Below are 25,338 nucleotides of genomic sequence, written 5' to 3' on the forward strand. Positions count from 1 at the left end.
ACTGATTTCTTGTATACAAAATTAACTATTTGGCCCAAATCCTGCAACGACACCAGCAATCCATTTCAACGGGTGTTCATTTACAGGAGCAGGTTTCATGCCAAATACACAAGCGATGCATCAGGTTAAGGCCGCTGATCCCCACGCTGGATACAGCCCACGGCTTTGCAATGAGGATCTGGCGCCGACGCGCGACCAGAACTGGAGCTGGTACAACATCTTTTCTTTCTGGATGTCGGACGTGCACAGCATGGGAGGCTACGTGGTGGCGGCGAGCTTCTTTACGCTTGGTCTTGCGAGCTGGCAGGTGCTGCTGTGCCTGCTGGTGGGGATTTGTATCGTTCAGCTGTGCGCTAACCTGGTGGCAAAGCCCAGCCAGATGGCGGGGGTGCCCTACGCGGTGATCTGTCGTCAGGCGTTCGGCGTCTTTGGGGCTAATATCCCGGCGGTGATCCGCGGGCTTATCGCCTTCGCGTGGTACGGTATTCAGACTTATCTCGCCGCTAACGCGCTGATGCTGGTGCTGCTGAAGTTCTGGCCGTCGCTGTCGACCCTCACCGCATCCAGCTTCCTGGGCCTGTCGCATCTGGGCTGGCTCTGCTTCGCCACCATGTGGCTGCTGCAGGCGATGGTGTTCTGGCACGGGATGAACGCCATCAAGCGCTTTATCGATATCGCCGGCCCGGCGGTCTACGTGGTGATGCTGGCGCTGGCGGGATGGATTGTATACAAAACCGGTTTTGACGGGATCTCCTTTACCCTCGCCAGCAAATCGCTGAGCGCCGGGGAGCAGACCTGGCAGATGATCACCGCCACCGCGCTGGTGGTCTCCTACTTCTCCGGCCCGCTGCTCAACTTTGGCGATTTCTCGCGCTATGGCAAAAGCATGGGCGAGATCCGCCGCGGCAACCGCTGGGGCCTGCCGTTTAACTTCCTGCTGTTCTCCATCGTGACCGTGGTGATTGTCTCCGGCACGCAGTCGCTGTTTGGCCGCATGATCACCGACCCGATTGAGACCGTGAGCCGCGTAGGCAACGACCTGGCGGTCGCCATTGGCCTGCTGACCATGATCACCGCCACCATCGGGATTAATATTGTGGCCAACTTTGTCTCTCCGGCCTTCGATTTCTCTAACTGTTCGCCGCAGAAAATCAGCTTCCGCACCGGCGGGATGATTGCCGCCGTAGGGTCTATTCTGCTGACGCCGTGGAACCTGTTTAACTCGCCGGAGCTGATCCACTACACCCTCGACGTGCTGGGGGCGTTTATCGGCCCGCTGTTCGGCATCCTGATCGTGGATTTTTACATCATTAAGCGCGGGCAGGTTTCCGTTAACGACCTGTTTGACGACACGCCCAGGGGCCAGTACTGGTACCGCAACGGCTTTAACCCGAAAGCGATCGCCGCGCTGGTGCCCTCCGTCGCCATTGGCCTGATCATCAGCTTTATTCCGGCCCTGCACGAAGTGGCTAACTTTAGCTGGTTTATCGGCGTCTTCCTGAGCGGCGCGGCCTATCGCTGGATCGCCCGCGACGAACGCGTCGGCGCCACCGCTGGTTTCAGCCCTCTCGCCCAGAAAGAGTAACCCTGCATCCCCGCCGCGGCGTCACGTCGCGGCGACTTTCCGCCCGCACAACCTGGCATCAATCTTGCTTTATCCACCTATCCTTTCGCTTACCCACAGGGCAGCTATGATGTTTGACTACCATGCCGCGGTTCGCGGCGCATTTTTCGATATCGCCGAGGTTGCCGAGAGCGCCGACGATATCGCCCGCCAGGCGCGCTATCTGGAGGATGGCGTGCTGTTTCTTCGCGACGGACGCATTCAGGCGCTGCTGCCGTGGCAGGAGGGCGAACGCTTTCTGCACCCGCAGAAGGGCTATCGCGACCTGCGCGGTAAGCTGCTGCTGCCGGGCTTTGTCGATGCCCACGTCCACTATCCGCAAACCGAGATGATCGGCGCATTTGGTGAGCAGCTGCTGGAGTGGCTCACCACCTATACCTTTCCGGTGGAGAGCCAGTTTGCCGATGCCGACTACGCCGCGGAGATCGCGCAATTTTTTGTCAACCAGCTGCTGAGCCACGGCACCACCACCGCGCTGGTCTTTTGTACGTTGCACCCTGAATCGGTGGATGCCCTGTTTAACGAAGCGCTGCGCCTCAATATGCGCCTGATCGCCGGGAAAGTGATGATGGACCGCCACGCACCGGAATATCTGAGCGAAAGCGCGGAGCAGAGCTACCGGCAAACCCGCGAACTGATTCAGCGCTGGCACCAGCGCGGCCGTCTGGGATACGCCATTACGCCGCGCTTCGCGCCGACCTCAACGCCGGAGCTGCTGGCGGCGGTGCAGCAGCTCCGGGAAGAGTTTCCCGATACCTGGCTGCATACCCACCTGAGCGAAAACCTCAATGAAGTGGCGTGGGTTAAAAGCCTCTGGCCGGAGCATGAACACTATCTGGATGTCTATCATCACTATCGACTGACCGGCGAGCGCAGCGTATTTGCCCACGGTATTCATCTGGCGGATGCGGAGTGGCAGTGCCTGCACGAGACCGGTTCGGCGCTGGCCTTCTGCCCGACGTCAAACCTGTTCCTCGGCAGCGGGCTGTTTCGTTTACCGGCCTGCTGGCAGAACAAGGTGCGGATGGGTATCGGTAGCGATGTTGGCGCGGGCACCACCTTCAGTATGCTGCGCACCCTCGGCGAGGCGTATAAGGTCAGCCAGCTGCAAAGCTATCGTCTGCGCGCCAGCGAAGCGTTTTACCATGCGACCCTCGGCGGCGCGCGCGCCCTGCGCCTTGATGAGAAGATTGGTAATTTCCAGCCCGGTAAAGAGGCCGATTTTGTGGTTATCGACCCGGCGGTCACGCCGCTGCAAAGGTTACGCGGCGGGCGCTGCAAGGATATCTATGAGCAGCTGTTCGTCCTGATGACCCTGGGCGATGAGCGTAATATCAGCGAGACGTGGGTGAACGGCGAGCGCGTATGGGGAGATGCGGCTGCGGAGTAGTCCCTTTCCCGGAGGCGGCACGTTGTGCCTGTCCGGGCTGCCAGACCACAGGCAGTGCCAAACTCGTAGCCCGGACAGGCGCGCAGCGCCGCCTCCGGGGAAATTCAGAACCTGTAGCCCTGCCAGGCGTAGCGCCGCCGGGGCCATTTAGCTGCCGCGATAGGTGGACCAGCCGCCGGGGGCAATTAAAAACGGTAAATGATAGTGCTCATCCGCCTCCTCGCGGATGACGAAATCAATCTGCGCGCTCAGGTAGAGCGTCTCGCGCCCGCCGGCGGCAAACCACGCGCCAATTTCCGCGCTTAACCGGTAATGTCCTGGCGCCAGCGGCCCGGCACCGAGTTCGCCAATGCGGCCGTTATCATCGGTGACGCCGCAGGCAACCTGCGCGCCTTCGCACTCCAGCGTAATCTTTACGCCCTGCGCCGGTCGGCCGGTGGAAATATCGAGAATATGGGTGCTTAAGGTGCTCATTCGCCAATCGCTCCTTTCAGTCTTAACAAGGTAATTTCGCCTAGCTGGGCTAACGCGTCCCGTACTTCTGCGCTATCGCTGTTGTGCAGCCGACGCGACAGCGCCGCCAGGATTTCCTCCCCGCTGCGCCCTTTGGCGCGAATCAAAAAGACCCGGCCAAACCGCGCCTCGTAGCGGGCGTTACCCTCTTTCAGCGCCTGCGCCAGCGCAGCATCACGGTCATCAACGCTCCCCTGCTCCTGGCGGGAGAGCGCCGCATGGGCCTGCTGCCCGGTGGGCTTTTCGCCGATACGCGGATGGGCGTTCAGCGCCTCAGCCAGCTCCGCTTCCCCCCAACCTGCCATCAGCCGCTGGGCGGCGTCCAGCAGTTCCGCGCGGCTGCGCCATGGCCGACCGGCTGCCAGCGTCGCCGCCCAGCCAGAGACGGCCACGCAGGGTTCCAGCACGGCGACGGCCTGTTCGCCGCTCAGCTGATTAAAGTGATTCAGCGCGATCATCAGTACTCCTTGTGGCCGCCGCCGCGGCCGGTTTCTCTTCCGGGATAATCAGATTCAGGACAATCGCCACCAGCCCGCCGCTGGTCGCCGCGGAACCGAACAGGTTGCCGACGATCGGCGGGAAGTGGGTCAGAAACGCCGGGACCGCTTCAATGCCGAGACCAAAACCAAAGGCCAGACCGACGATCAGCATATCGCGGCGGGTCAGCGGTTTCTGGGTGATAATGCGGATCCCCGCCGCCACAACGCAGCCAAACATCACCATCGTCGCGCCGCCCAGCACCGGCGCCGGGATCTGGCGCAGTATCTCGCCGAACGGCGGAAACAAACCCAGCAGAATCAAAATCACCCCGATGTAGCGGCCAACGTAGCGGCTGGCGACGCCGGTCATCTGAATCACGCCGTTGTTTTGCGCAAAGGTCGTATTGGGGAACGCGCACAGCATCGCCGCCACCATGCAGCTGATGCCATCAGCCAGAATGCCGCCTTTCAGCCGTGAACGGAAGGCTTCGTTATCTATCGACTGCTGAGAGATGAGACAGTTGGCCGTCAGGTCGCCCACCGCCTCAAGAATGCACACCAGCGACACCAGGGCAATCGGCAAAAAAATGGCGCTGTTGAACTGGAAACCAAACGGGAACAGCTGCGGTAAGCGAAACCAGACATCGCCGACGCCTTTAAGCTGGAACGAGCCGCTCAGCGCCGCCGCCGCGCAGCCGACGGCCATCCCCACCACCACCGACGAGAGGCGTAGCCAGCGGTTTTTCGCGCAGCTCAGCAGAACGATGGTCCCCAGCGTAACCGCGCCGAGGGCAATATTGCTCGTGCTGGCAAAGGCTTTAGCCTGCTCACCGCCGCACCAGTTAATCACGCTGACTTTGATCAGGCTAATGCCGATCAGCGCAATCACGCTGCCGGTAATCACCGGGGTAAAAATACGCTTCAGCGGTTCAATAAAGCGGCTGACGAGGCAGGGCACCAGCGCGGCGACAAAGTTGACGCCAAACAGCATGGCCATAATATCCTGCGGCGTGCCGCCCTGCCCTTTTACCCACATACCGCCGGCAATCGCCACCCCGAGGAACGCAAAGCTGGTTCCCTGCATACAGATCATGCCCGCACCGATCCCCCACAGGCGGTTGGATTGCAGGAAAGTGCCGATGCCGGAAGCCAGCAGGGACATGCTGATCAAATAGGGCAGCCACTCCCCCAGCCCCAGCGCCGCGCCGATAATCAGCGGCGGCGTAATAATGCCTACCAGCCCGGCGAGTACGTGCTGTAAGGCGCTAAAAAAGGCCGGGAGCGGCGGGATCCGCTGCTCAAGGCCGTACAGTAAGCCGCCGTTTTTTTCATCTGACATGATCGTTTCATCCCGTTGCGAATAAGCGTGCGGGAACGGGTGCACAAAACAGGCCAAACTCACTCACATCTGAGCAACATTTAATTTTATTCATTTTTTTCAAACAGATAACACATCCTTTTCGCGACGTTCCCGCTATATGACCTCGGCGCGCCTATGAAACATTAGATTCTCAATTGAAAATTTAGAAATTATTGATTCATAAAAAGGCAATAAAAGCCGCTGTGCGCACCAACGTTGTGCAACCGCACGGTAGCGGGGAGCCCGAATCGGCGAAATCAGCGCCTGCGCCAAAGTGGTACGCAAATTGCTCAAGCCAATAACGACGTATGTAAAGGAGAAGGAAATGAAAGCATTAGTTATCGGCGGCGGAATCGGCGGCCTGAGCGCGGCGGTGGCATTAAAAAATGCCGGTATCCACTGTGAAGTGTTTGAAGCGGTGAAAGAAATCAAGCCGGTGGGCGCGGCCATCTCCATCTGGCCTAACGGCGTCAAGTGCATGAAGCATTTAGGCATGGGCGATATTATCGAAAACTACGGCGGACCGATGCATTTTCTGGCCTACAAGGAGTATCTGCGGGGAGAGACGCTGACTCAATTTAGCCTCGCTCCGCTGATTGCGCGCACCGGCGGACGCCCCTGCCCGGTTTCCCGCGCCGAATTGCAGCGCGAAATGCTCAAATTCTGGGGACGGGAGGCAGTGCAGTTTGGTAAACGCGTTACCCGCTGCGAAGAAAACGCCGACGGCGTTCGGGTCTGGTTTACCGACGGATCGATGGCGGAGGGCGATTTTCTGATTGCCGCCGACGGCAGCCATTCGGCGCTACGCCCGCACGTGCTCGGCTATACGCCGGAACGCCGCTACGCGGGCTACGTTAACTGGAACGGTCTGGTCGATATTGATGAAGCGATTGCGCCCGGCAATCAGTGGACGACCTTCGTCGGAGAAGGGAAACGCGTTTCGCTGATGCCGGTTTCCGGGGGGCGATTTTACTTTTTCTTTGATGTCCCGCTCCCGGCGGGGCTGGCCGAGGACCGCAGCACCCTGCGGGCGGATCTCAGCCGCTATTTCAGCGGCTGGGCGCCGCAGGTGCAGAAGCTGATCGCCGCCCTCGACCCGCAGACCACCAACCGTATTGAAATCCACGATATTGAACCGTTCGCCAAGCTGGTTCGCGGCAGAGTTGCGCTACTGGGCGATGCCGGACACAGCACCACCCCGGATATCGGCCAGGGGGGCTGCGCGGCGCTGGAGGATGCGGTGGTGCTGGGGGAGTTGTTTAGCCAGAGCCGCGATATCAGCGGGGTTTTGCGTCAGTACGAAGCGCAGCGCTGCGACCGGGTGCGCGACCTGGTGCTGAAGGCGCGTAAGCGCTGCGATGTGACCCACGGTAAAGATATGGCGCTGACGGAAGCCTGGTATCAGGAGCTGAAATCCGAAACCGGAGAGCGAATTATCAACGGCCTGTGCGAAACCATTCAGGGCGGCCCGCTGGGGTAAAGCTCCTGGCATCAGCCCCCTTCCCGGCTCGCGGCGTAAACGCCTTAGCCGGGCTACCGGTCAGCAGACGGTGGTGAACTGGTATCCCGGTCAGCGCAGCGTCACCGGGGAAGCTGGCCGCAGGGTATTTCAGGCAGGACATATTCCCGGAGGCGGCGCTGCGCGCCTGTCCGGGCTACCGGATCGCAGACGCCGGGGAACCCGTAGCCCGGTCATACAGCAACGCCACCGGGGAAGCAGGCCGCAGAGAATTGCAGGCCGGACAGTTTACGCAGACGGGAGGGAAGCCGCTGTCCCGCCCTGTATCGCCTCCATCACCGCGGTCAGCTTCTGGATCGCCATCTGCGCCGGACGTGAAAGCTGGCGTGATGGCGCGGCGCACAGGGCCAGGGTAAGCGGCCGCAGCAGACGGTTGCGCAGCGGGACAAACGCCAGCTGGCCGAGCGCGATCTCCTCCAGCACATCCAGACGGCTGAGGAGGGTCACGCCGCCGCCTTTAAGCACCAGCGATTTAATCAACCGAATATCGTTGCAGCTGATGCTGTTCGTCGGGGAAAAATCATAATGGCGATAGAGCATCGCGACCCGCTCGTGGACGATCAGCGGCGCGCCGGGAAGAATATGCCGCTCCTCGCTTAGCTCGCCCAAAGACAGCATTTTAGCCTGCGCCCGAGGATGATCCGGACACATCACCACCCCCATCTCCAGTTCGGCAAAAGCCAGCACGCTAAGCCCCGCCTGGCCTTCGGGATCGAGAATCAGACCGAAATCGAGATCCGCCTGCCGTACCTTCTGGCTGACGCTATGACTATCCGCCACCTGCAGATCCAGTTCCAGCCATGGCCAGCTGCTGATAATGTCCGCCAGCGCGGCGGCAAAGCTCCCTTCCGCCAGCGCCTGCACCATGCCGAGGCTGACGGAGCCGCGTTTAAGCCCCTGCAGCTCATCAAACTTTTGCCGCGTCAGCTGAAACTCCTTTTGCCAGCGCAGCAGATTGTCGTACAGCAGCTCGCCGGCGGTGGTCATGCGTAGCCCCTCCGGCAGACGCTCAAACAGCGGCGTGCCGAAATCCTCTTCCGCCTGCAGAATTTGCCGGTTGATAGCCGAAGCGGAAATATGCAGTTTCTCCCCGGCCCGCCGCAGGCTACCGCTGCGCGCCACTTCGGTAAAATAGATAGCGAAACGTGAAAATGGGCTCATCGTGGACCTGTTCTCTTTTTTGCAACAGCTGAATGAATTCTTGCTGATGGATGTCAACACCCTAATATGGCAACAATAAACTCACAACAATTAAACAAATATTTTTGTGAGCAGGAAGAGAAGCCATGAACAGACCACAACCTACCCCACCCGCCCACTGCACCTTTGCGCCAGAGGACTGGCTGCGCCTGGCAAAATGCTGGCACCCGGTTGCCCGCGCCTGCGATATTGGCCCCGCCCCGGTGAAAGCCACCCTGCTTGATGAACAGCTGGTCATCTATCGTATTAAGGGCCAGGTGGTCGTTGCACGCGACGTCTGCCCCCATCGCGGCGTACCGCTGACGCTCGGTTTTCACGATGAAGAGGGAATTGTCTGCCCGTACCACGGCCTGCGCTTCGGTGAGGATGGCCGCTGCAACCGTATCCCTTCCAGCCCCGACCAGCCGGTACCGGCGAAACTCAACCTCACCAGCTTTGCGGTAGAAGAACGTTATGGCCTGATCTGGACCTGCCTGGCCTTCGATCCGCAAGACCCGATGCCGCTGCCGGTGATGCCGCACTGGCACGACGATGGCTTTCAGCAAATCAACTGCCCGGCTTTTGAGGTCAACGGTTTTGCGGGTCGCCAGGTCGAGGGATTTCTTGATGTTGCCCATTTTGCCTGGATCCATACCGGGACTTTCGCCGACCCCAATAACCAGGTGGTGCCGGACTACAACCCGCAGGAGACGGCGTTTGGGTTTATCGCCGATTACTGGAGTTCAGTCGGCAACTATCCCGCCAGCACCGAATTTCGCGCGCCGGAAGGCTTCCAGTGGCTGCGCCATTTTGAAATGCATTTGCCGTTTACCGCCACCCTGACGATTCATTTCCCCGAGGACGCCAGGCTGGTGATTATGAACGCCGCCTCGCCGGTATCCTCGCGCATTACTCGTATGTTCGCGCCCATCGCGCGCAATTTCGATCTGCACGTACCGGTGGAAGACGTTCACGCCTTTAACCTGCGCGTCTTTGAGGAAGACCGCATGATGGTAGAGACCCAGCGCCCGGAAAGATTGCCGCTGGATTTAACGCTGGAAGCGCATATTCCTGCCGACCGCAGCTCCATCGCCTATCGGCGCGGGCTGAAGAAAATGGGCTTCGGCGATTTTTTCCTCGTGTAAGTGGAGCAGCACTATGAATGAGGTATTACAGGTCATTGTCGACGGCCTCTGGCGTCAGGGAAGCCAGAGCCTCGCCGTCAGGCTGGTGGCGCCGGAGGGTCAGACGCTCCCTGCCTGGCAGCCCGGCGCGCATATTGACGTTCATCTGCCGTGCGGCATTATCCGCCAGTATTCGCTGACCGGCCCTGATAGCGTCGCTGACGGATATCTGATTTGCGTGGCCCTCGACAGCGCATCCCGCGGCGGCTCGCGCTACATTCATCAGCAGCTGCGCCCCGGCCAGACGCTGTTGATTTCCCCTCCGCGCAATCTGTTCCCTCTGCAGGCGGCAGAGCGGGTGACGCTGCTGGCCGCCGGCATCGGGATTACGCCGCTGTATGCCATGGCGCTAAGGCTGGAGGCAGAAGGCGTGCCGTTTACCCTGCACTACTATCTTAAGAGCCGCGCGCGCGGGGCGTTTATCCGCGAACTGCAACAGCGATTTAGCGCCGAAAGCGTGGTAATTCACTGTTCAAGCGAAGGGCGCAGCGCCAGGCAAAACCTGGATGCGGCGCTGAATAGTGCACATGCCGGGCAGCCGATATATCTCTGCGGGCCGGCAGGATTTATGGCCGCCGCGCACCGGGCCGCCCTGGCGCAGGGATGGGCGGAAGCGCGGATCCACAGCGAAGCCTTTCAGCCTGTCGCTACGCCAGCGGCGTGCGCAGAGGAAAACACCTTTAACGTGATCCTTGCCTCCTCGGGCGAACGCTGGCCGGTACCCGCGCATAAAACCATCGCTCAGGTCCTCCAGGAGAACGGCATCGCCGTCCCCCTCTCCTGCGAAATGGGGATTTGCGGCGCCTGCCTGACGCCGGTTATTGAAGGCATCGTCGACCACCGCGATACCGTGCAGTCGGAGGCAGAGAAATCCGCCAGCGCGCAGCAGATAGCCCTGTGCTGCTCGCGCAGCCGGTCAGCGAATTTGTGCATTGATTTATAGCCCGGCGGCGTTGGCCTGTGACCTGCCCGTAATACAATCAATCATAAGCCAGCGGGGGCACCGAGGGTTAATGACGAATAAGTACGATTTAACAGGCTCCATTGCCTCAAGCAATAATCTTATGAAGTAAAGGCGTTATCGCGATACATGAAAAACATCGCGGCTGGCGAATGTTGTATGCAGTATTAACGAAAACTCCACTGCACGCTGATGACAAAAACGGCCGGGAGAATAATTCCGCTTTCGATGCCGAAATAATCGGTAAAGTTATACTGGAGACCATGGTAAATATAGGGAGAAAATCCAATGCCGGTCGCATCTTTAAAATCCTTATATGAGCCATGGTCGCCGCAGTGCTCAAAAGCATCGAAGAAAAATTCGCCGACGTAGCCATAAATCCCCTTAAATACCCAGCCGTTGCCCAACGACGCCCAGTCGCGGCGTACCCCGAGCGCAATACAGCGATCGTCAAAGCTGTTTTTCATCGTCCCGACCAGCAGGCTGTACTTCGAATCCGCGGAGAACTTGCGTTCAACCGAGGCAAACTGGTTATCAAAGCCCTCGGTGTACTGGCCGTGATTGTTTGACAGATGATAGATCCAGGAGCCGGTATTAACCGAATAAAGAGTGATTTCATCAGCCTCTGCGGCCGTCGACGCAGCCATCAGGGCAGCACTCGCCACGGCGATGGTTATCTTTGTGCCCATTAACATCATCCTCTGCTTGAGGTCGCCGCCCGGTTGGATAATCAGAGTATAGAAATCGTCGGTGGCCCCTGCCTGAGAAATGATAAATTTTCTGCAAAAAGATATTTAAATGTAGTTTCAAAGATGAATAATATTTAGATAGCGCATTTCGTCAGATAATTATGCCGCCAGGAAGCGAAAAAATCAGATATGATTATATTTCTCTGTTCCAGGATTGATTAAGGAGTCATAAAATACCTGGCGTGCCACCAGGCATTTTTTGCAATAGCATTAACGCTGGCAAATGTTAATCAGCAATTCCGCCATCCAGCGGTGGCTCCTCTCCTGGGCCGCCGTTTCATGCCATGAAAGATAGCAGGTGCGACTGTTCATTTCTAAAGGCAGCGGCAGCAGCTGGAGCGCAAACTGTTCTTCAAACTCTTTGGCCAGCCACTCAGGCGCAATGGCCACCATATTGGTTTGCGACACCACGCTCAGCACGCTGACCATGGCGTTTCCGTGGAATGCGACGCAGGCCTGCTGTTCCTCAGAGCTATACCAGGGATGGCTGAATGAGCCGTAGCGATCCAGCGCGACGGTAGCGTGCTGCTCGCGATAAATATCCAGCTCGGTCAACGGCGATGCAATACGCGGATGATTCCGCCTGGCCACCAGCACCATGCGATCGTTGAACAGCGGGATGCTGGTGAACTCCGGGTGGTTGAACTTGTTGTAATCGAGAACAAATTCAACTTCCTGATAGCGAAGCTGGTTGATGACCTGCTGGCTTAGGGTAGATTTAAAGGAGAGACTGACCCGAGGCGCAATCTCGCTCACTTTATTAAAAATAAGCGGTGTCAGATAGTTATCCAGCGGGCTACAGACGCAAAGATGGTAAATACGTTCGCAGTCCAGCGGATCGAACAGCGTATCCGGTAGCTCATTTTGCACCAGCTGCAGAGCGCGTCGAACCGAGCCGAATAGCTGAAAGGCGCGATCGGTCGGTTTAATCCCACGACCGTTACGGACAAACAGTTCATCCTTAAACAGCACCTTGAGGCGCGATACCGCGCTGCTCACCGCTGGCTGAGACATGCCGAGCGTTTGTGCCGCCTTGGTTAAGCTTTGCTCTTGCATAACGGTATCGAAAATAGTCAGCAGGTTAAGATCGACTTTCCGTAATACGGGCTGCAGGACTTTCGGTTCAGAGGTTGGTTTAGATATTGTATTTTCACTCATGTAGGGAACTCCACCAGCACATTAATCAGCGATCCTGCTTCGTAACACTGAGACCTTTCGCCAAAGCAAAAAAACAGGCAGATAAATCATCATCGGCCACAGTAGCCATGTGTTATCGGTTTCCAGCAGCACGCTCAAATGGACGAAACTTATTAGTAAAATGGTAAACAGCAGAAGAATATGAAACGTGTTGTGTTTTCTGGAGAAAACGGCATAGCGGTAAAGCATTATTTTTCCTTTCGTTCACTCCTTGAACAAAAGAGAATACCATATAAAAAGTGGTGAAATTTCTGAAAAATACGCGACTTAATCCGAATAAGTTAATTCTCATTGAAATTATTAAGATGTTCTTAGGTAAATCGCAGAAAAAACCAAAATCCAGATATTAATTTACCGGCGGTAACCAATAATACTTTTCATTAACATTCCATCGCGATGAATAACTGACAACGGAAACTATTACACGCGTAATGGTCACCTCAATGCAGTAATCGTCATAAAGCGATTATCGGACTGTGATAAAGAAATCGTTAATTTCAGCGCTAGCATCTTTAGCGCGCGTGATGACCGGGAAAGGCTGACGGACGGTCGGCGGTTGCCAGGTGTGCAATGTTAATCAGTGGGCTAAATCGGATTTGGGCCGCCATCGAGGCCTCGAACCCCGTTCCCTACAACGTACGTCGTTCGCTCTTCCTGATGAGCTAATGGCGGTCAGATGCTAATCGCTCAACGTCAGCAGCGGCGTGCCGATAACGATGAGCGGCGCGCATGGTATCGAGAATAATTAGCCATGTAAATAATATAAATGCATGAAATATCCCTGTGACAGCGCTATCTGCTGGAAAGTCGCCGCCCCGTTAAGCAGACAGACAAAACCTTACACGGTACCCTCTTGAACATTGATAAGTATTGTTTATGATCCTCGGTTCTGAAACGTACGGGTCACCTATGCGCAATCGTCAGCTTCCTGGAAAATGGTTTTTGGTATTGACTTGCCTGGTCATGGCTATTTGCCTTGTTCAGCGGGCGGTCTATGTACACCATTTTTTGGACAACGCCGCGCGCCAGGTTCAGGAACCCGCCGTCAGCGCACTGTCGCAGCAGCCGTCAGCGGATGAAGCTGAGCAAGGGCCCTCTCCCTGTCAGCTGAGCGCCAAATCTCTGCTCTGCGCGCAGCCGCTGTTCTTCGATGGCGCCTTACCGGCCATCATTCTGTTCCTTACTCTGCTTCAGCTGCCTGCCGCGGCACGTGCCTGGGTATTCCGGGACGATCCCGTTCGGCCGCCCACGCTACGAATTCATCTCAAAAACTGCGTTTTCCGTGAATGAAAAAATCGTTTTTTAAACGATTAATTTTTTAATTCACGGAGAAAATAATGCTGAATATCTTCAGGGGCCTCGTCTTCCTGTTGCTGACCTGCGCGAGCGTTGCTCATGCGGCAGACACCGGATGGCTGACATCCCCACAGAACGACCACGCCCGGGTCCGCTTCCAGGCGGAGAAAGAGAACGATCGGATCGACGCCCTGCTCTCTATTGAGCTGGCTTCCGGCTGGAAAACTTACTGGCGCTCGCCGGGTGAGGGCGGCGTCGCCCCGCAAATCGTCTGGCATAACGGTGAACAGGCGCAGTGGTACTGGCCGGTTCCCTCAAGGTTCGAGATTTCCGGTCTGACGACCCAGGGCTACCATCAGCGGGTCGTTATCCCGATAATCATCACCGCCGTTCCCGGCGACCTGCTGGACGGTACGCTCACGCTATCCACCTGCAGCAACGTCTGTTTGTTAACCGACTACAGGCTGCGTCTGGATTTGAGTCAGCCCGCCACTGCCGGTTTTCAGGAGGCTTTTGCACAGGCGATGCGAACCATTCCGACTGATAAAGGCGTGTCGGACGATCTCGCCGCGCATCGGGTCGGCAGCGACCTGGTGATAACCGCCACCACGGTCGGTGAGTGGAAAAACCCCGCTATCTTTTTTGATCCCATGGAGGGCGGGATAATCGCTGGCGCTCCGCGCCTCCGTACCGAGGGCGCCAGCCTCAAGGTAACGGTACCGGTAACCGATGAATGGGGGGAAGAGCCCGCAACCCTTGCGGGGAAAGCGCTGTCGTTGGTGCTGACAAATGGCGCAAAGGCGCAGCAGACCAGTCTGACGATCGGCGCAGATCTTGCGCCAACCTCAACGGTTAGCCTCTGGAAGATGCTGCTTTTTGCCCTGATCGGCGGATTAATTCTTAACCTGATGCCCTGCGTGTTGCCGGTAATGGGCATGAAGCTCAGCGCCGTGCTGCAGTCCGGGTCAGATAAGCGCGCGATCGGGCGGCGTTTTCTTGCTACCAGCGCAGGTATTCTGACCTCATTTGTCCTGCTGGCGCTGATGGTAACGATACTGAAGCTTACCGGCGCGTCCCTGGGCTGGGGGATCCAGTTCCAGAACCCCTGGTTTATCGGCTTAATGATTGCCGTTACGTTTATCTTTTCGCTCAACCTGTTTGGCGTCTTCGAGGTGCTGCTACCGTCATCAGCCGTTAACCGGATGGCGACCGCCGGCGGCACCGGCATGGCGGGCAGTTTCTGTGAAGGCATTTTTGCCACGCTGCTGGCGACCCCCTGCTCTGCCCCCTTCCTGGGGACCGCCGTCGCTTTTGCGCTTGCTGCCCCACTGCAGGAACTGTGGCTAATTTTCCTGGCGCTCGGGCTGGGTATGGCCATCCCCTGGCTATTCGTCGCCCTGTTGCCCGGGTCGGCCGCTCTGATCCCGCGCCCCGGTCGCTGGATGAATTCACTGAAAATGGCGCTCGGCCTCATGATGCTGGCCTCCAGTTTTTGGCTGACGACGCTGCTGGGCCTCCATCTGGGTGAGACCCCCGGCGGCATTATTGCGCTGGTTCTTACCCTGGCGGCGCTGGCCGCCCTACGGGTAACCCATAAGCGTACGACATCTGCCTTCTGGCTGGTGATTATTGCGCTGGCGGCGTTTGCCGGCTTCCAGCTTCGCGGCCTGCTGGCAGGAGAACCCGCGCGCGCTACCACGGAGGCAATGGCTCAGCCGATCCGCTGGCAGCCCCTTAGCGAGGAGGCTATCCAGAACGCGCTGGCGGCGGGCAAACGGGTCTTTGTCGATATTTCGGCCGACTGGTGCGTGACGTGCAAAGTGAATGAACATCGGGTATTAAATCAGCCCGCCATCATTAGCGCGCTCTCCCAGCCCGACGTAGTAGCGCTGCGCGGGGACTGGAGTCTGCCCTCCGAACCGATCGCCCGTTTCCTGCGAAGCAGAAATCGCTACGCCATTCCGTTTAATCAGGTCTACGGCCCAGGCCAGCCGCAAGGCGACATACTGTCGCCGCTGCTCGATAAACAAACCGTCCTCAACGCCCTCAGCCGTGCCAAAGGTTAATTTACGATGAAAAAAACGCTGCTTGCTTTCACTCTTCTTTCGGCCTCTTTGCCGACACTGGCATCTTCGCCGCTTACCCCTGCGCAGGAGGCTCGCGTCCAGGCACTGGTGCAGGAGACGCTGCTTAATCATCCCGAAATCTTGATCGCCGCCGCCGAAAAGCTCGATCGGCAGAATGCCCTTGCCGGGCAGGAACAGCTTCAGCAGGTTCTTACTCAGTACGGCGATGTTATCTTTCACGATCCCAACTCGCCGCGTATCGGCGCGCAGCGACCGAAGCTGACGCTGGTCGTCTTTACGGATCACAACTGCCCGTATTGCAAAAAGTTTGACCCGTATCTGCAGAAGATTGTCGAGAAATATCCGGATGTTGCCGTGGTCTTTAAATTTCTGCCCTGGCGTTCTGAAAGTTCGCTGACTTCGGCAAGGGCTGCGCTAACTCTGTGGCGTGCGCATCCTGAACAGTTTGTGAAATTTAACCATATCCTGATGGCAAAAAAGGGATATCACGACGGCGCCAGCATTGAGCAAGCCAAGACGAAGGCCGGGGTCAGCGTAGCAACGCCGGATGAACAAAGCCTGGCGACGATTAAGCAAAGCCTGCTGGTGGCCGAAAAGCTCGGCATTCAGGGTACGCCAGCCACAATCGTCGGCGACGAGATGCTGTCGGGCTGGATCCCCTGGGAGCAATTTGACGCCATGGTCAGCGACGCGCTGAAAAAACAGTAACCCTCTCCGGGGTGGCCCCCCCGGAATTCAGAGATAATGAGATGAAATACATTCTACTGCTGGCGGCCTGGATAATGCCGGGCCTGGCATCTGCCGGGGAAGCTCTCCCTCAGATAGTGAAAAATTTTGGCGAACAGCAAGGGATCGCCCTGATTAAAGAGATCGATTCGCCCGGCGGGGTAAAAGGGTGGATCGGCCAGTATCAGGATATGGGGGTGACCCTGTTTTTGACGCCGGACGGAAAGCACGTGATTTCTGGATATCTGTATGACGAAAAAGGTAAAAACCTTAGCGAGGCCTATTTTCAGGAAGCCATCTATACCCCTTCAGGCCGCAAAATGTGGCAGACGCTGAATAATGCTCGTCCGCTGAAGGAAGGTGCGGATTCGGCTGCCAGAAAAATCTTTGTCTTTGCCGATCCTTTCTGCCCCTGGTGCAAAGCGTTCTGGTCGGCGGCGCAGCCGTGGGTAAAAGCGGGCAAGGTCCAGCTAAATACCCTGCTCGTTGCTTTTCTCAACCCGAAAAGCGGCCGATACGCTACGGCAATCCTGAACGCGCGCGATCCGGCCGCCGCGTGGCGAGAGTATGAGCTTTCAGGCGGCAAAAAAGTGCCGCATTTTGAGGGCGTTACTCCACGCGACACCTTTAATCTTCTTCAGCATCATCAAAAACTGATGGATGATTTGGGCGCCAGCGCGACGCCGGCTATTTATTACATGAATGAGCAGAATGAGCTCCAGCAGGTCATCGGCATGCCCGACGAACAGCAGCTGCGGGAGATGTTCGGGCCAGCGCCCTGACAGATAAGGCGCTCTGCGGGGCGCCTTGCCAACCCAGGCCAGAGTTCGTATTTTATGGCCTGTTCTGCCCGTTTGGGTCTTCAACGCTTGAGTTAATGAGGGATAATGGAACGCTTATTTGTCTACGGCACGCTGCGCCCGGGCCACTCTAACGCCCATATTATGGACAGCATTGGCGGAGAGTGGCAGCCAGGCTACGTCACCGGCACCTTTTATGAACGCGGCTGGGGAGCAGCAGCAGATTTTCCGGGCATTGTTCTCGACAAAAACGGCCCCCGGGTGCCCGGCTTTCTGTTTCTGTCGGCGAATCTCGAGGCCCATTGGGCCATGCTGGATGCGTTCGAAGAGGGCTACGATCGCGTTGCTGTTGAAGTCACCACCGATGAGGGTCAGCGAGTGACCGCCTGGACCTACCAGCTACAGCCGAAGAGGATCCCGTAGACGATTTCGCCCCGCACAGCGATTGCCGGCGGGGCATCGACCGCGACTAACTCAGGCATCGCGCCAGCCCATTGCCGGCGCAACGTGCTTCAGAATCGACTCAATGACATGCGCATTATATTCCACGCCCAGCTGGTTCGGCACCGTCAACAGCAGCGTATCCGCTTCGGCGATGGCCTCATCCTGTTTCAGCTGCGTGATGAGCTTGTCCGGCTCTGCGGCGTAGCTGCGGCCGAAAATAGCGCGGGTTTTCTCATCGAGGAAACCGATCGAATCACTCTCGTCACGGCCTGAACCGAAATAGAGACGATCGCGATCGTCCATCAGGGCGAAAATGCTGCGGCTAACCGAGACGCGCGGCGTACGGGTATGGCCCGCCTGTGCCCACGCTTCGCGATAGGCGCGGATCTGTTTCGCCTGCTGAATGTGAAACGGTTCCCCGGTTTCATCATCCTTCAGCGTCGAACTTTGTAGGTTCATACCCAGCGTTGCCGCCCACTTCGCGGTAGCATTCGAACCGGCGCCCCACCAGATTCGTTCGCGCAGACCTTCGGAATGCGGTTCCAGACGCAGCAGCCCCGGCGGGTTGGGGAACATAGGCTGCGGATTGGGTTTCGCAAAACCTTCCCCGCGCAGGACGTCCAGCAGCACTTCGGTGTGACGACGCGCCATATCCGACTCGTTTTCGCCTTCGCCCGGGACGTAACCAAAATAGCGCCAGCCATCAATAACCTGCTCCGGAGAGCCGCGGCTGATACCCAGCTGCAGGCGGCCACCGGAGATGAGGTCCGCCGCACCCGCATCCTCTGCCATATACAGCGGGTTTTCATAACGCATATCGATCACGCCGGTGCCGATTTCAATTTTTTTGGTTTTCGCCCCTATCGCAGCCAGCAGGGGAAACGGGGAACTAAGCTGGCGAGCAAAATGATGCACCCTGAAATAGGCGCCGTCCGCGCCCAGTTCTTCGGCGGCGACGGCAAGGTCGATGGATTGTAACAGCGCATCAGCGGCTGCACGCGTTCCGGACTGCGGCGACGGCGTCCAGTGACCAAATGATAAAAAGCCAATCTTTTTCATGACGAAGTTTCCTGGTTTGCAGGGAGTCGTCGGTAGAGCGCGCCTTATGACAAGCGTGTCTGCCGCGTATCCCACTACTCTACGCGTAACCAGGTGAGAATAAATATCGTTTGTTTAACCGAATACTTCAAATAAATTGATAAAGCTATTTGCCGCCTCCCGGCCATGGGCGGTCCTTCAGAGGCCGAAAATCGCTTCAATTTCAATTTTAAGGTCGGGTGAAAAGAGGCGGCTGACTTCAACGAGAGAGCTGGCAGGCAGATGGTCACCGTAGTTTTGATAGAGAACCCGGCGTAATGCGTCGATCTCAGCAAATGAGGTTATAAAAATAGTGACTTTAATCAGGGATGAAAAATCAACGCCTTCTGCGTCAGCGATGGTTCTGATCTGCTTAAAGATCTCCTCCGCCTGGGCGGCGATACTCCCCTGCTGCGCCTGCGTGCCGAACGCGGTTAACCCTGAAATATAGAGCGTGTTTCCGTGCGTTACCGAGTGAACGTAGGGAGCCTTGACTTCACCTAGTTGAGGGTAATTTTTCCGTACCACCTTGCTCATGCTGACATCCTTATTTAAGAGGAAACGAGTCGCCATCCTAACATGCTTTAGCTAAGGCATTCAGTATGTCTCCTCCTGGCAAAAAATAGCATTACAGCCCTTATCTATGCTCTCTTCGCAGCCTGGCAAGGCGTTGCTACGGTACCGATATCGTTGCAAAACGGATCGCATAATGGCCGTGATGACTAGCGTTGATGCCGCGCCATCGCGGAGAATTTAAGGCAAATATCCTGCACTTTGACGCTTATTGCATATACTTCAATGGCAGGTTGCGCTTCTTTAAGACGTTGCCGCTACGGTGGAGGCATCCTGCACTTATCTATATTGGATATTGGATTATTGGGTCTGATGAAAATATTAATCATGAAGCAGTAATGGAGGTATGGAACGATGGGATTATTAAGTTTTGTGAAAGACGCGGGCGAGAAAATCTGGGATGCGGTATCTGGCGGCAGCAAGGAAGATCGGGCCGAAAAGCTGAAAAAACACATTGATAACCTTAACCTGCCCGGCGCTGAAAAAGTGAATATTGATGTCGCGGACGATGGCACCGCAACGATAACGGGCGACGTCGGCTCACAGGAAGATAAAGAAAAAATTCTGGTGGCGGTGGGTAACGTCACCGGGGTAGGCCAGGTCAATGATAGCGTTAATGTGACGCAGAGCGGAGCGGAAAGCCGTTATTACACGGTGAAATCCGGCGATACCCTGAGCGCCATCTCAAAAGCGATGTACGGCTCGGCTAATGACTATCAGCGTATTTTTGAAGCCAATAAACCGATGCTGACGCATCCCGATAAGATCTATCCGGGTCAGGTGCTGATTATCCCGGCGAAGCAGTAAGTTATTTCGCTAAGCTTCCGTCAGTTCACTCACCACACTTCGTTAATTACCGGCCGGTTTGCTGGTCGGTAATTCACTCTCAGCCATGTGAACGTTTATCAGGGCATTCTGCCTGGCAGCATCACAGGCCGCTTTAGTGGCCGGGAGAGATAATTTTTCTGTCAGTTAGGGATGGCTTCTGCCACGGCGAACCGCAGCCGTCGAGATGGCACAATCGATGCCCTCTCCTCTCATGGTCATCGTTCTAAAATATCTCTTTATCGCACAGAATAACTTTCGTCGCCGCTGGACCTTTATCACCGCGATGTATGGCAAATTCAACTTTTTGCCCTTCAAAGAGGGTATTAAAGTTATCGCCGTGAAGCGCTGAGTAATTAACGGCGATATCTTTGCTGCCATCAAGAGGAGAGATGAAACCAAACCCCTTCGATTCATTATACCACTTCACCAGACCTTTAATTCTTGAGGACATACTCCCTCCAGTTACACAGCATGAAATTGAGAGAAACGTACAGGATCAAATTTTGGACTCAAAAGGAGGGGATATCAGCGATAGCGCCTGGTCATGAGAACTGCTCAGTAGAGTTTGATGTTCGTTTATCGCGCACAGATTAGGTCATTAATGCACGGATAGCGATAATAAGCAAATCAATTTTTAGCCATCCAGATATCCTTGCGCGGCAAAAAAACTTTATCAGGATATTTACCTGGAAATAAGTCTTGCTATCTATAGTGATGTGTGTGACTAATGAGGGGTCGGTTTAGCATACAGACATAATAAAGCGGTTTAGTAAAGCAGTCCTCATCTTAAGTGTTATCCGTTGATAATTCTTCCTTTTGAGTCTCCTTATCGTTATTAATTAGATTCTGTGCGAAAACCCTTTTCGCCGTAAGGCTCAGATATGTTGAGGTATTATCAATGTCTAATAAAATGACTGGTTTAGTAAAATGGTTTAACGAATCAAAAGGTTTTGGTTTCATCACTCCGGACAACGGTAGCAAGGATGTTTTCGTCCATTTTTCTGCTATCCAGAGCGGTGGCTTTAAGACCCTGAGCGAAGGCCAGAAAGTCGAATTCACCATTGAAGATGGCCAGAAGGGTCCTTCAGCGGGTAACGTCTACGCTGTTTAAAGCGCGCTCCTGCTTTAATGACCCTGACATCACGTCGGGGTTATTTATAATGAGAGTTTTTGAGATAATCGCGTCATTTTGCTATTTTCATGCTTTCGATAACACCCCCCAAATGAAGCCCCCCGAGTATTGCTATAACCCCTCCCACTGGTATATCTCTTTGCAACAATAAATGCTCCCGTTTAGAGTCGTAATACCTTAAGCCACCGGCAAAGTACGCAAACCTCGTTTTAAATTAACGGCGAGCGACTTCAGCAATTAAAAAGATAAGAGTGTACAGCGTGTATCGTTCATGCTGCCAGTGAAGAGAGCCTGCCGATAAGGCGCGTCTCTATCAGTTTTTTCGCGATATTTTCTCAAGGTGGTTAAAGCCAGCACCTGCGGAAGGGGTAGTAATGATGATAGCCATCCTGAATGACGCAGCTACCCATTGATTATTCATGAAAATTTTAAAAAACGTCTAATTTAATTGATGTTTTAAAAAAAACGTAGTTACCATGTAGTACAGTTTAAAGCGATGCAAGGAATCAGCATGCCCTATCTGTTACTTACGCTGGCGGCCCTGTTTTGGGGAGGGAATTATGTTGTGGGGCATATTCTCGTTCAGGGCGCAGATCCGATTGTTATGACGGAAGCAAGGTGGGCGCTAACCGCCATGCTGCTGGTAGGGCTTTATCAACGTCAAATCCGCGAGAGTTGGCGATTATTGCGTGGAAATGCATCGACGCTGCTGATTTTAACGCTGTGTGGGCAGGTGAGTTTCCCGCTAACCCTCTATATCGGTCTGCAGACCACCTCCGCGCTAAACGCCGCAATTTATATGTCGGCGACCCCCTGCATGGTGCTGATGATTAACCGTCTGATTTTCCATGACCGGGTTTCAGCGCGTAACTGGTGCGGCGTTGCGTTTAGCACCGCAGGCGTACTGCTGCTTCTGCTGCACGGCAATCTGACCTACGCCGAGGGACTCAAAGGATTTAGCCAGGGCGACCTGTGGGCCATGGGGTCTGCGCTAAGCTGGGCGGTTTATTGCTCTCTGCTGCGTAATAAAGATCGGCGTATTCCCGCCAACGCTTTCGTCGCCGTCAGTTCACTTATCGGCTCCCTGATTCTGCTTCCGGTGGTCATTTTCTGGCTATGGCGACACCCCGCCACCTCGTTCGCCGCGTACCACGATATCTCTTTCCTCACCGGCCTGGCGTATCTGGTTATCTTCCCCTCGTGGCTGGCCTATTTGTTCTGGAACAGAGGCATCGCCGCCATTGGCGCGACTCGCGGTGAAATTTACACTCACCTTATTCCGCTATCTGGCGGGATATTGAGTATTCTGTTTTTACATACCCGGCCGCATCTCTATCACTTACTGAGCACGCTGTTAATTTTAATTGGCATCGCGATTTGTTCGATCGCAAAAAAGGAAACGGTGCATTCGTAAGCAGGAATGCACCGTTTTAACCCTGACAGGGGGAGGACAGACTCTCAGCACCTGCGCATTAAAACGGGCGACAGGAACTTCGCTTAGACGGACTCACCGAAGGCAATGTTATTTATGCTGTAAAAGCAATGCGTTTCAGTCCCTCCACCGCTTTTTCGAGGTACGCGCGCGGACACCCGAGATTAAGGCGGATAAAACCGCTGCCGGTTGCGCCAAAGCTGTTTCCCATTGAAGGGGCAATACCCGCAACATCCACCATGAGCCATTTCAGCTGTTCATCGTCCAGTCCCAGCCGTTTGCAGTCTATCCATAGCAGATACGTCCCTTGAGCAGGGATGATGCGCGCCCACGGTAGATATTGCTCAACCTGCTGAATAAACCACCGTCGATTTTCTGCCAGATAGCGCAGTAGCTCATCCAGCCAGGGAGCGCCGTGTTGCCACGCAGCTGTGCTCGCCTCAATAGACAACGCATTGAAGACGTCCAGTCCATGAGCATCGAGACGGCGCATAAATTGTTCACGCAGCGCCGGCGACGGTATGAGAAAGTTCGCAATGCGTAGGGTAGATAAACCAAACGTTTTACTGGCGGAGGTGGCGGATATCACGCGTGAATGCCAGCGCTCCTCTAAATGCAAGACCGAGGTAAATGCTTCCCCTGGAAGCAGTAAATCGGCCCAGATTTCATCGGAAATTAAAATAACATCATACTCTTCACACAACCGGAGCAACTCACTCAGTTCCAGAGCTGACCAACACCGACCGGTTGGATTATGCGGATTGCAGAGGATCATTAGCGGCGGGCGCTCTGTACGAAACAGCCTTTCCAGATGATCGAGATCCATTCTGTAGCCCTGGTCAGGCTCCTCATACAGCGGATTATCCAGCAGGCGTCTACCGTTGAGCGAAATAATTTTGGCAAAAGATCCATAATAGGGTCCCTGAACCACCACCCCTTCACCGGGGTGGCTCAGCATTTGCACGAGGAGGGATAATCCGGGAACCACCCCTTCAATACTGCATATCCACTCTGGTTTTATAGCCAGCTGATGCCGCGTTAAGAACCATGAGATTAATGCGTCATAGTAGGTTTGCGGTCGTTCGCTGTAACCAAAAATACCGTGTTCAATACGCTGAACTAAGGCTTTCTGAACGTCCGGCGGGCAGCTAAAGTCAAAATCGGAAACCCACATCGGCAACAGTTCAGTGGCTTCTTCGCCAAAATAGCGCGTCATAAAATCCCATTTCAGCGATCCGGTATGGTGGCGATCAATTATTTTATTAAAGTCCATCTGGCTTCCCTTCCTGTTCTGTGGCCAGCATATTCGTTGCATTTTCTGCGGCTGGGGAGGTTTTCGCGATACCGATTCCGGTAAAGCCGAAAAATAAGGCAAAGAAGATAGCGGCATAGCACTGAACCGCCCAGGGCAGTAAATCCAGGGTGCTCACTCCCAGCGTCGTTGCCATATAGACCCCGGCAGAGGTCCAGGGTAATAAAGGCTCAATAACGGTGCCCGCATCTTCGATGGTTCGAGAAAGATTTTTGGTATCCAGCCCCATACGCCGGTAGGCATCTTTGAATAATTCAGCGGGTACCAGAAGAGCCAGTTTTCCATCGCTCGTTGCGCCAGTTACCAGAATAGTGGTGCCAATGGTGGCGGCGATGAGCTGACCGACGCTGTGAATAACCGTCAATAGGCGGTTGATAATAATGTTGAGCGCCCCCGTTAAGGTTAAAGCGCCGGCAAAGGAGAAAGCGCAAAATACCAGCAGAATGGTGCTCATCATAGAGAACATACCGCCACGGTTGAGCAGTCGCGGCACATCAGCAATGATGCCTTCGCTCCCCTGCGGGAACATGGAGATGTTGAAACCGTCAATAAAGGCATCCAGCCCCTGCTTAAGGCTAAGCCCCTGCATCACGACGCCGAGAATCAGGGCTAACACGCAGGCGCCCAGCATTAAAGGAATGACCGGTTTTTTGCGAACCGCTCCCCACAGAACAATGACGGGCGGTAAAATCAAAACGATATTAAAGCGGTACAGCGACTCCAGCGCATTGACAATATCGGTGACCCGCTGCGGCGTGGCGACCTCGCCCAGCATATTGCTGTGACCGGAGATAAGATATACCGCCGCGGCAAGCAGAAAGCTGGGGATTGTGGTCCATAGTAAGTGCTGAATATGCTCGAAGAGCGTGGTATCGGCGACAATGGCGGCGAAGTTGGTGGAGTCAGACAGCGGTGAAATTTTATCGCCGAAGTAAGCCCCGGATACCACCGCCCCGGCAGCCGCCGCCAGGGAGACGTCCAGCCCGGCCGCGACCCCCATCAGCGCCACCCCCACCGTTCCCGCCGATCCCCATGATGTTCCGGTACACACCGAGACGACGCTGGTCAAAAAGAATGCGGCAATAAGAATATACTCAGGACTGATTAATTTAAGCCCCCAATACACCATATAAGGAATGGTGCCGCTGAACATCCAGGTGCCAATTAAAGCGCCAACGCAGATGAGGATCATAATGACTGGCATCGCTTTCGCCAGTTTATCCACGACCGAACTAATGATCTCTTCCCACGTAAAGCCCTGCCATAAGGCTAATACGGCGGCTACGGCAGCGGAACAGAGCAGTAGTGGTTCGATTCGCAACCCCATGATGCCGTAGCCAATAATTAACAGCATTAGCATGGCTAAAATAGGGACGGTGGCCAGGCCAAATGAGAGCGTTTTTTTCTGCTTTTGAGAGGCATTCATAGCTAGAACTCCAGTCTGTAAGGTCGTTCAAGGGTAACTGCCCCCCCTTT

At 55.5% G+C, this 25,338-nt stretch carries 24 protein-coding genes; 13 read left to right on the forward strand and 11 right to left on the reverse strand.

Annotated elements, in window-relative coordinates; all coding sequences use genetic code 11:
* The first annotated feature begins 97 nt into the window (after positions 1–97).
* Together ABLV75_RS07180 and guaD are read left to right on the forward strand one after the other, a co-directional pair.
* The gene (locus ABLV75_RS07180) at positions 98–1,585 is read left to right on the forward strand and encodes an NCS1 family nucleobase:cation symporter-1 (protein WP_023320685.1); all 1,488 of its coding nucleotides are present in this window, start codon (positions 98–100) and stop codon (positions 1,583–1,585) included.
* Positions 1,586–1,694: 109 nt separating this feature from the next.
* Positions 1,695–3,014: a guanine deaminase gene (gene guaD, locus ABLV75_RS07185; protein ID WP_032704642.1), complete on the forward strand. Its 1,320-nt coding sequence runs from the start codon at positions 1,695–1,697 to the stop codon at positions 3,012–3,014.
* A 147-nt stretch (positions 3,015–3,161) separates the two neighbouring features.
* On the opposite strand, the gene uraH is transcribed toward guaD, so the two are convergent.
* Genes uraH through ABLV75_RS07200 form a run of 3 tightly spaced genes read right to left on the reverse strand, consistent with a single transcriptional unit; the run spans position 3,162 to position 5,345 of the window.
* On the reverse strand, positions 3,162–3,488 hold the full coding sequence (gene uraH / locus ABLV75_RS07190) for a hydroxyisourate hydrolase (protein ID WP_004100883.1): 327 nt from the start codon (positions 3,486–3,488) through the stop codon (positions 3,162–3,164).
* A complete protein-coding gene (gene uraD, locus ABLV75_RS07195; protein WP_004100882.1) occupies positions 3,485–3,985 on the reverse strand; it encodes a 2-oxo-4-hydroxy-4-carboxy-5-ureidoimidazoline decarboxylase in 501 nt (166 codons plus the stop codon). The genes uraH and uraD overlap by 4 nt, the downstream gene beginning before the upstream one ends.
* Positions 3,963–5,345, reverse strand: a complete 1,383-nt coding sequence (locus ABLV75_RS07200) for a nucleobase:cation symporter-2 family protein (RefSeq protein WP_004100872.1) — start codon at positions 5,343–5,345, stop codon at positions 3,963–3,965. The genes uraD and ABLV75_RS07200 overlap by 23 nt, the downstream gene beginning before the upstream one ends.
* A gap of 346 nt (positions 5,346–5,691) precedes the next feature.
* Between ABLV75_RS07200 and hpxO the strand changes: the two genes are divergently transcribed.
* Positions 5,692–6,846, forward strand: a complete 1,155-nt coding sequence (hpxO, locus tag ABLV75_RS07205) for an FAD-dependent urate hydroxylase HpxO (protein WP_004100871.1) — start codon at positions 5,692–5,694, stop codon at positions 6,844–6,846.
* Between the two features lie 267 nt (positions 6,847–7,113).
* Here the strand turns inward: hpxO and hpxR are convergent, their stop codons facing one another.
* Positions 7,114–8,046, reverse strand: coding sequence for a LysR family hpxDE operon transcriptional regulator HpxR (hpxR, locus tag ABLV75_RS07210; RefSeq protein ID WP_004100870.1), 933 nt, complete (start codon positions 8,044–8,046; stop codon positions 7,114–7,116).
* A gap of 125 nt (positions 8,047–8,171) precedes the next feature.
* On the opposite strand from hpxR, the gene hpxD reads away from it, so the two are divergent.
* Positions 8,172–9,209: a molybdenum cofactor-independent xanthine hydroxylase subunit HpxD gene (hpxD, locus tag ABLV75_RS07215; RefSeq protein WP_004112020.1), complete on the forward strand. Its 1,038-nt coding sequence runs from the start codon at positions 8,172–8,174 to the stop codon at positions 9,207–9,209.
* A gap of 13 nt (positions 9,210–9,222) precedes the next feature.
* Positions 9,223–10,191, forward strand: a complete 969-nt coding sequence (locus ABLV75_RS07220) for a PDR/VanB family oxidoreductase (protein WP_016807371.1) — start codon at positions 9,223–9,225, stop codon at positions 10,189–10,191.
* Positions 10,192–10,376: 185 nt separating this feature from the next.
* On the opposite strand, the gene ABLV75_RS07225 is transcribed toward ABLV75_RS07220, so the two are convergent.
* Together ABLV75_RS07225 and leuO are read right to left on the reverse strand one after the other, a co-directional pair.
* On the reverse strand, positions 10,377–10,856 hold the full coding sequence (locus ABLV75_RS07225) for a hypothetical protein (protein ID WP_162556713.1): 480 nt from the start codon (positions 10,854–10,856) through the stop codon (positions 10,377–10,379).
* 312 nt (positions 10,857–11,168) lie between these two features.
* Positions 11,169–12,116: a transcriptional regulator LeuO gene (gene leuO, locus ABLV75_RS07230; protein WP_016807369.1), complete on the reverse strand. Its 948-nt coding sequence runs from the start codon at positions 12,114–12,116 to the stop codon at positions 11,169–11,171.
* A gap of 948 nt (positions 12,117–13,064) precedes the next feature.
* On the opposite strand from leuO, the gene ABLV75_RS07235 reads away from it, so the two are divergent.
* The 5 genes from ABLV75_RS07235 (at position 13,065) to ABLV75_RS07255 (ending at position 17,487) form a co-directional block, all read left to right on the forward strand.
* The gene (locus ABLV75_RS07235; RefSeq protein WP_016807368.1) at positions 13,065–13,445 is read left to right on the forward strand and encodes a hypothetical protein; all 381 of its coding nucleotides are present in this window, start codon (positions 13,065–13,067) and stop codon (positions 13,443–13,445) included.
* Between the two features lie 47 nt (positions 13,446–13,492).
* Entirely contained in the window at positions 13,493–15,517 is a 2,025-nt protein-coding gene (locus tag ABLV75_RS07240; protein WP_032734766.1) for a protein-disulfide reductase DsbD domain-containing protein, read from the forward strand.
* Positions 15,518–15,523: 6 nt separating this feature from the next.
* Positions 15,524–16,246: a DsbA family protein gene (locus ABLV75_RS07245; RefSeq protein ID WP_024273993.1), complete on the forward strand. Its 723-nt coding sequence runs from the start codon at positions 15,524–15,526 to the stop codon at positions 16,244–16,246.
* A 41-nt stretch (positions 16,247–16,287) separates the two neighbouring features.
* On the forward strand, positions 16,288–17,046 hold the full coding sequence (dsbG, locus tag ABLV75_RS07250; RefSeq protein WP_032734763.1) for a thiol:disulfide interchange protein DsbG: 759 nt from the start codon (positions 16,288–16,290) through the stop codon (positions 17,044–17,046).
* 105 nt (positions 17,047–17,151) lie between these two features.
* Positions 17,152–17,487, forward strand: coding sequence for a gamma-glutamylcyclotransferase family protein (locus ABLV75_RS07255; protein WP_024273992.1), 336 nt, complete (start codon positions 17,152–17,154; stop codon positions 17,485–17,487).
* A 51-nt stretch (positions 17,488–17,538) separates the two neighbouring features.
* Here ABLV75_RS07255 and ABLV75_RS07260 read toward each other — a convergent pair whose 3' ends face one another.
* Both ABLV75_RS07260 and ABLV75_RS07265 read right to left on the reverse strand, forming a co-directional pair.
* A complete protein-coding gene (locus ABLV75_RS07260; protein ID WP_004100857.1) occupies positions 17,539–18,567 on the reverse strand; it encodes an LLM class flavin-dependent oxidoreductase in 1,029 nt (342 codons plus the stop codon).
* A 177-nt stretch (positions 18,568–18,744) separates the two neighbouring features.
* Positions 18,745–19,122, reverse strand: coding sequence for a RidA family protein (locus tag ABLV75_RS07265; protein WP_004100855.1), 378 nt, complete (start codon positions 19,120–19,122; stop codon positions 18,745–18,747).
* Between the two features lie 390 nt (positions 19,123–19,512).
* On the opposite strand from ABLV75_RS07265, the gene lysM reads away from it, so the two are divergent.
* Positions 19,513–19,965, forward strand: a complete 453-nt coding sequence (gene lysM, locus ABLV75_RS07270; protein WP_004100853.1) for a peptidoglycan-binding protein LysM — start codon at positions 19,513–19,515, stop codon at positions 19,963–19,965.
* Between the two features lie 244 nt (positions 19,966–20,209).
* Here lysM and ABLV75_RS07275 read toward each other — a convergent pair whose 3' ends face one another.
* Entirely contained in the window at positions 20,210–20,437 is a 228-nt protein-coding gene (locus ABLV75_RS07275) for a cold-shock protein (RefSeq protein WP_004100846.1), read from the reverse strand.
* Positions 20,438–20,884: 447 nt separating this feature from the next.
* Between ABLV75_RS07275 and ABLV75_RS07280 the strand changes: the two genes are divergently transcribed.
* Complete coding sequence (locus ABLV75_RS07280; protein ID WP_004100844.1) at positions 20,885–21,097, forward strand: cold-shock protein; 213 nt, start codon at positions 20,885–20,887, stop codon at positions 21,095–21,097.
* A 532-nt stretch (positions 21,098–21,629) separates the two neighbouring features.
* Positions 21,630–22,532: a DMT family transporter gene (locus tag ABLV75_RS07285; RefSeq protein ID WP_004100843.1), complete on the forward strand. Its 903-nt coding sequence runs from the start codon at positions 21,630–21,632 to the stop codon at positions 22,530–22,532.
* A gap of 112 nt (positions 22,533–22,644) precedes the next feature.
* Here the strand turns inward: ABLV75_RS07285 and ABLV75_RS07290 are convergent, their stop codons facing one another.
* Together ABLV75_RS07290 and nhaC are read right to left on the reverse strand one after the other, a co-directional pair.
* Complete coding sequence (locus ABLV75_RS07290; RefSeq protein WP_004100842.1) at positions 22,645–23,823, reverse strand: MalY/PatB family protein; 1,179 nt, start codon at positions 23,821–23,823, stop codon at positions 22,645–22,647.
* Positions 23,813–25,288 carry a Na+/H+ antiporter NhaC gene (gene nhaC, locus ABLV75_RS07295; protein WP_004100841.1) on the reverse strand — a complete coding sequence of 492 codons (1,476 nt, stop codon included), beginning with the start codon at positions 25,286–25,288 and terminating at the stop codon, positions 23,813–23,815. The genes ABLV75_RS07290 and nhaC overlap by 11 nt, the downstream gene beginning before the upstream one ends.
* Between the last annotated feature and the right edge of the window lie 50 nt (positions 25,289–25,338).

It is taken from the genome of Klebsiella sp. CN_Kp066 (genome assembly GCF_040065135.1).
GTDB classification, from domain to species: Bacteria; Pseudomonadota; Gammaproteobacteria; order Enterobacterales; family Enterobacteriaceae; genus Klebsiella; species Klebsiella oxytoca.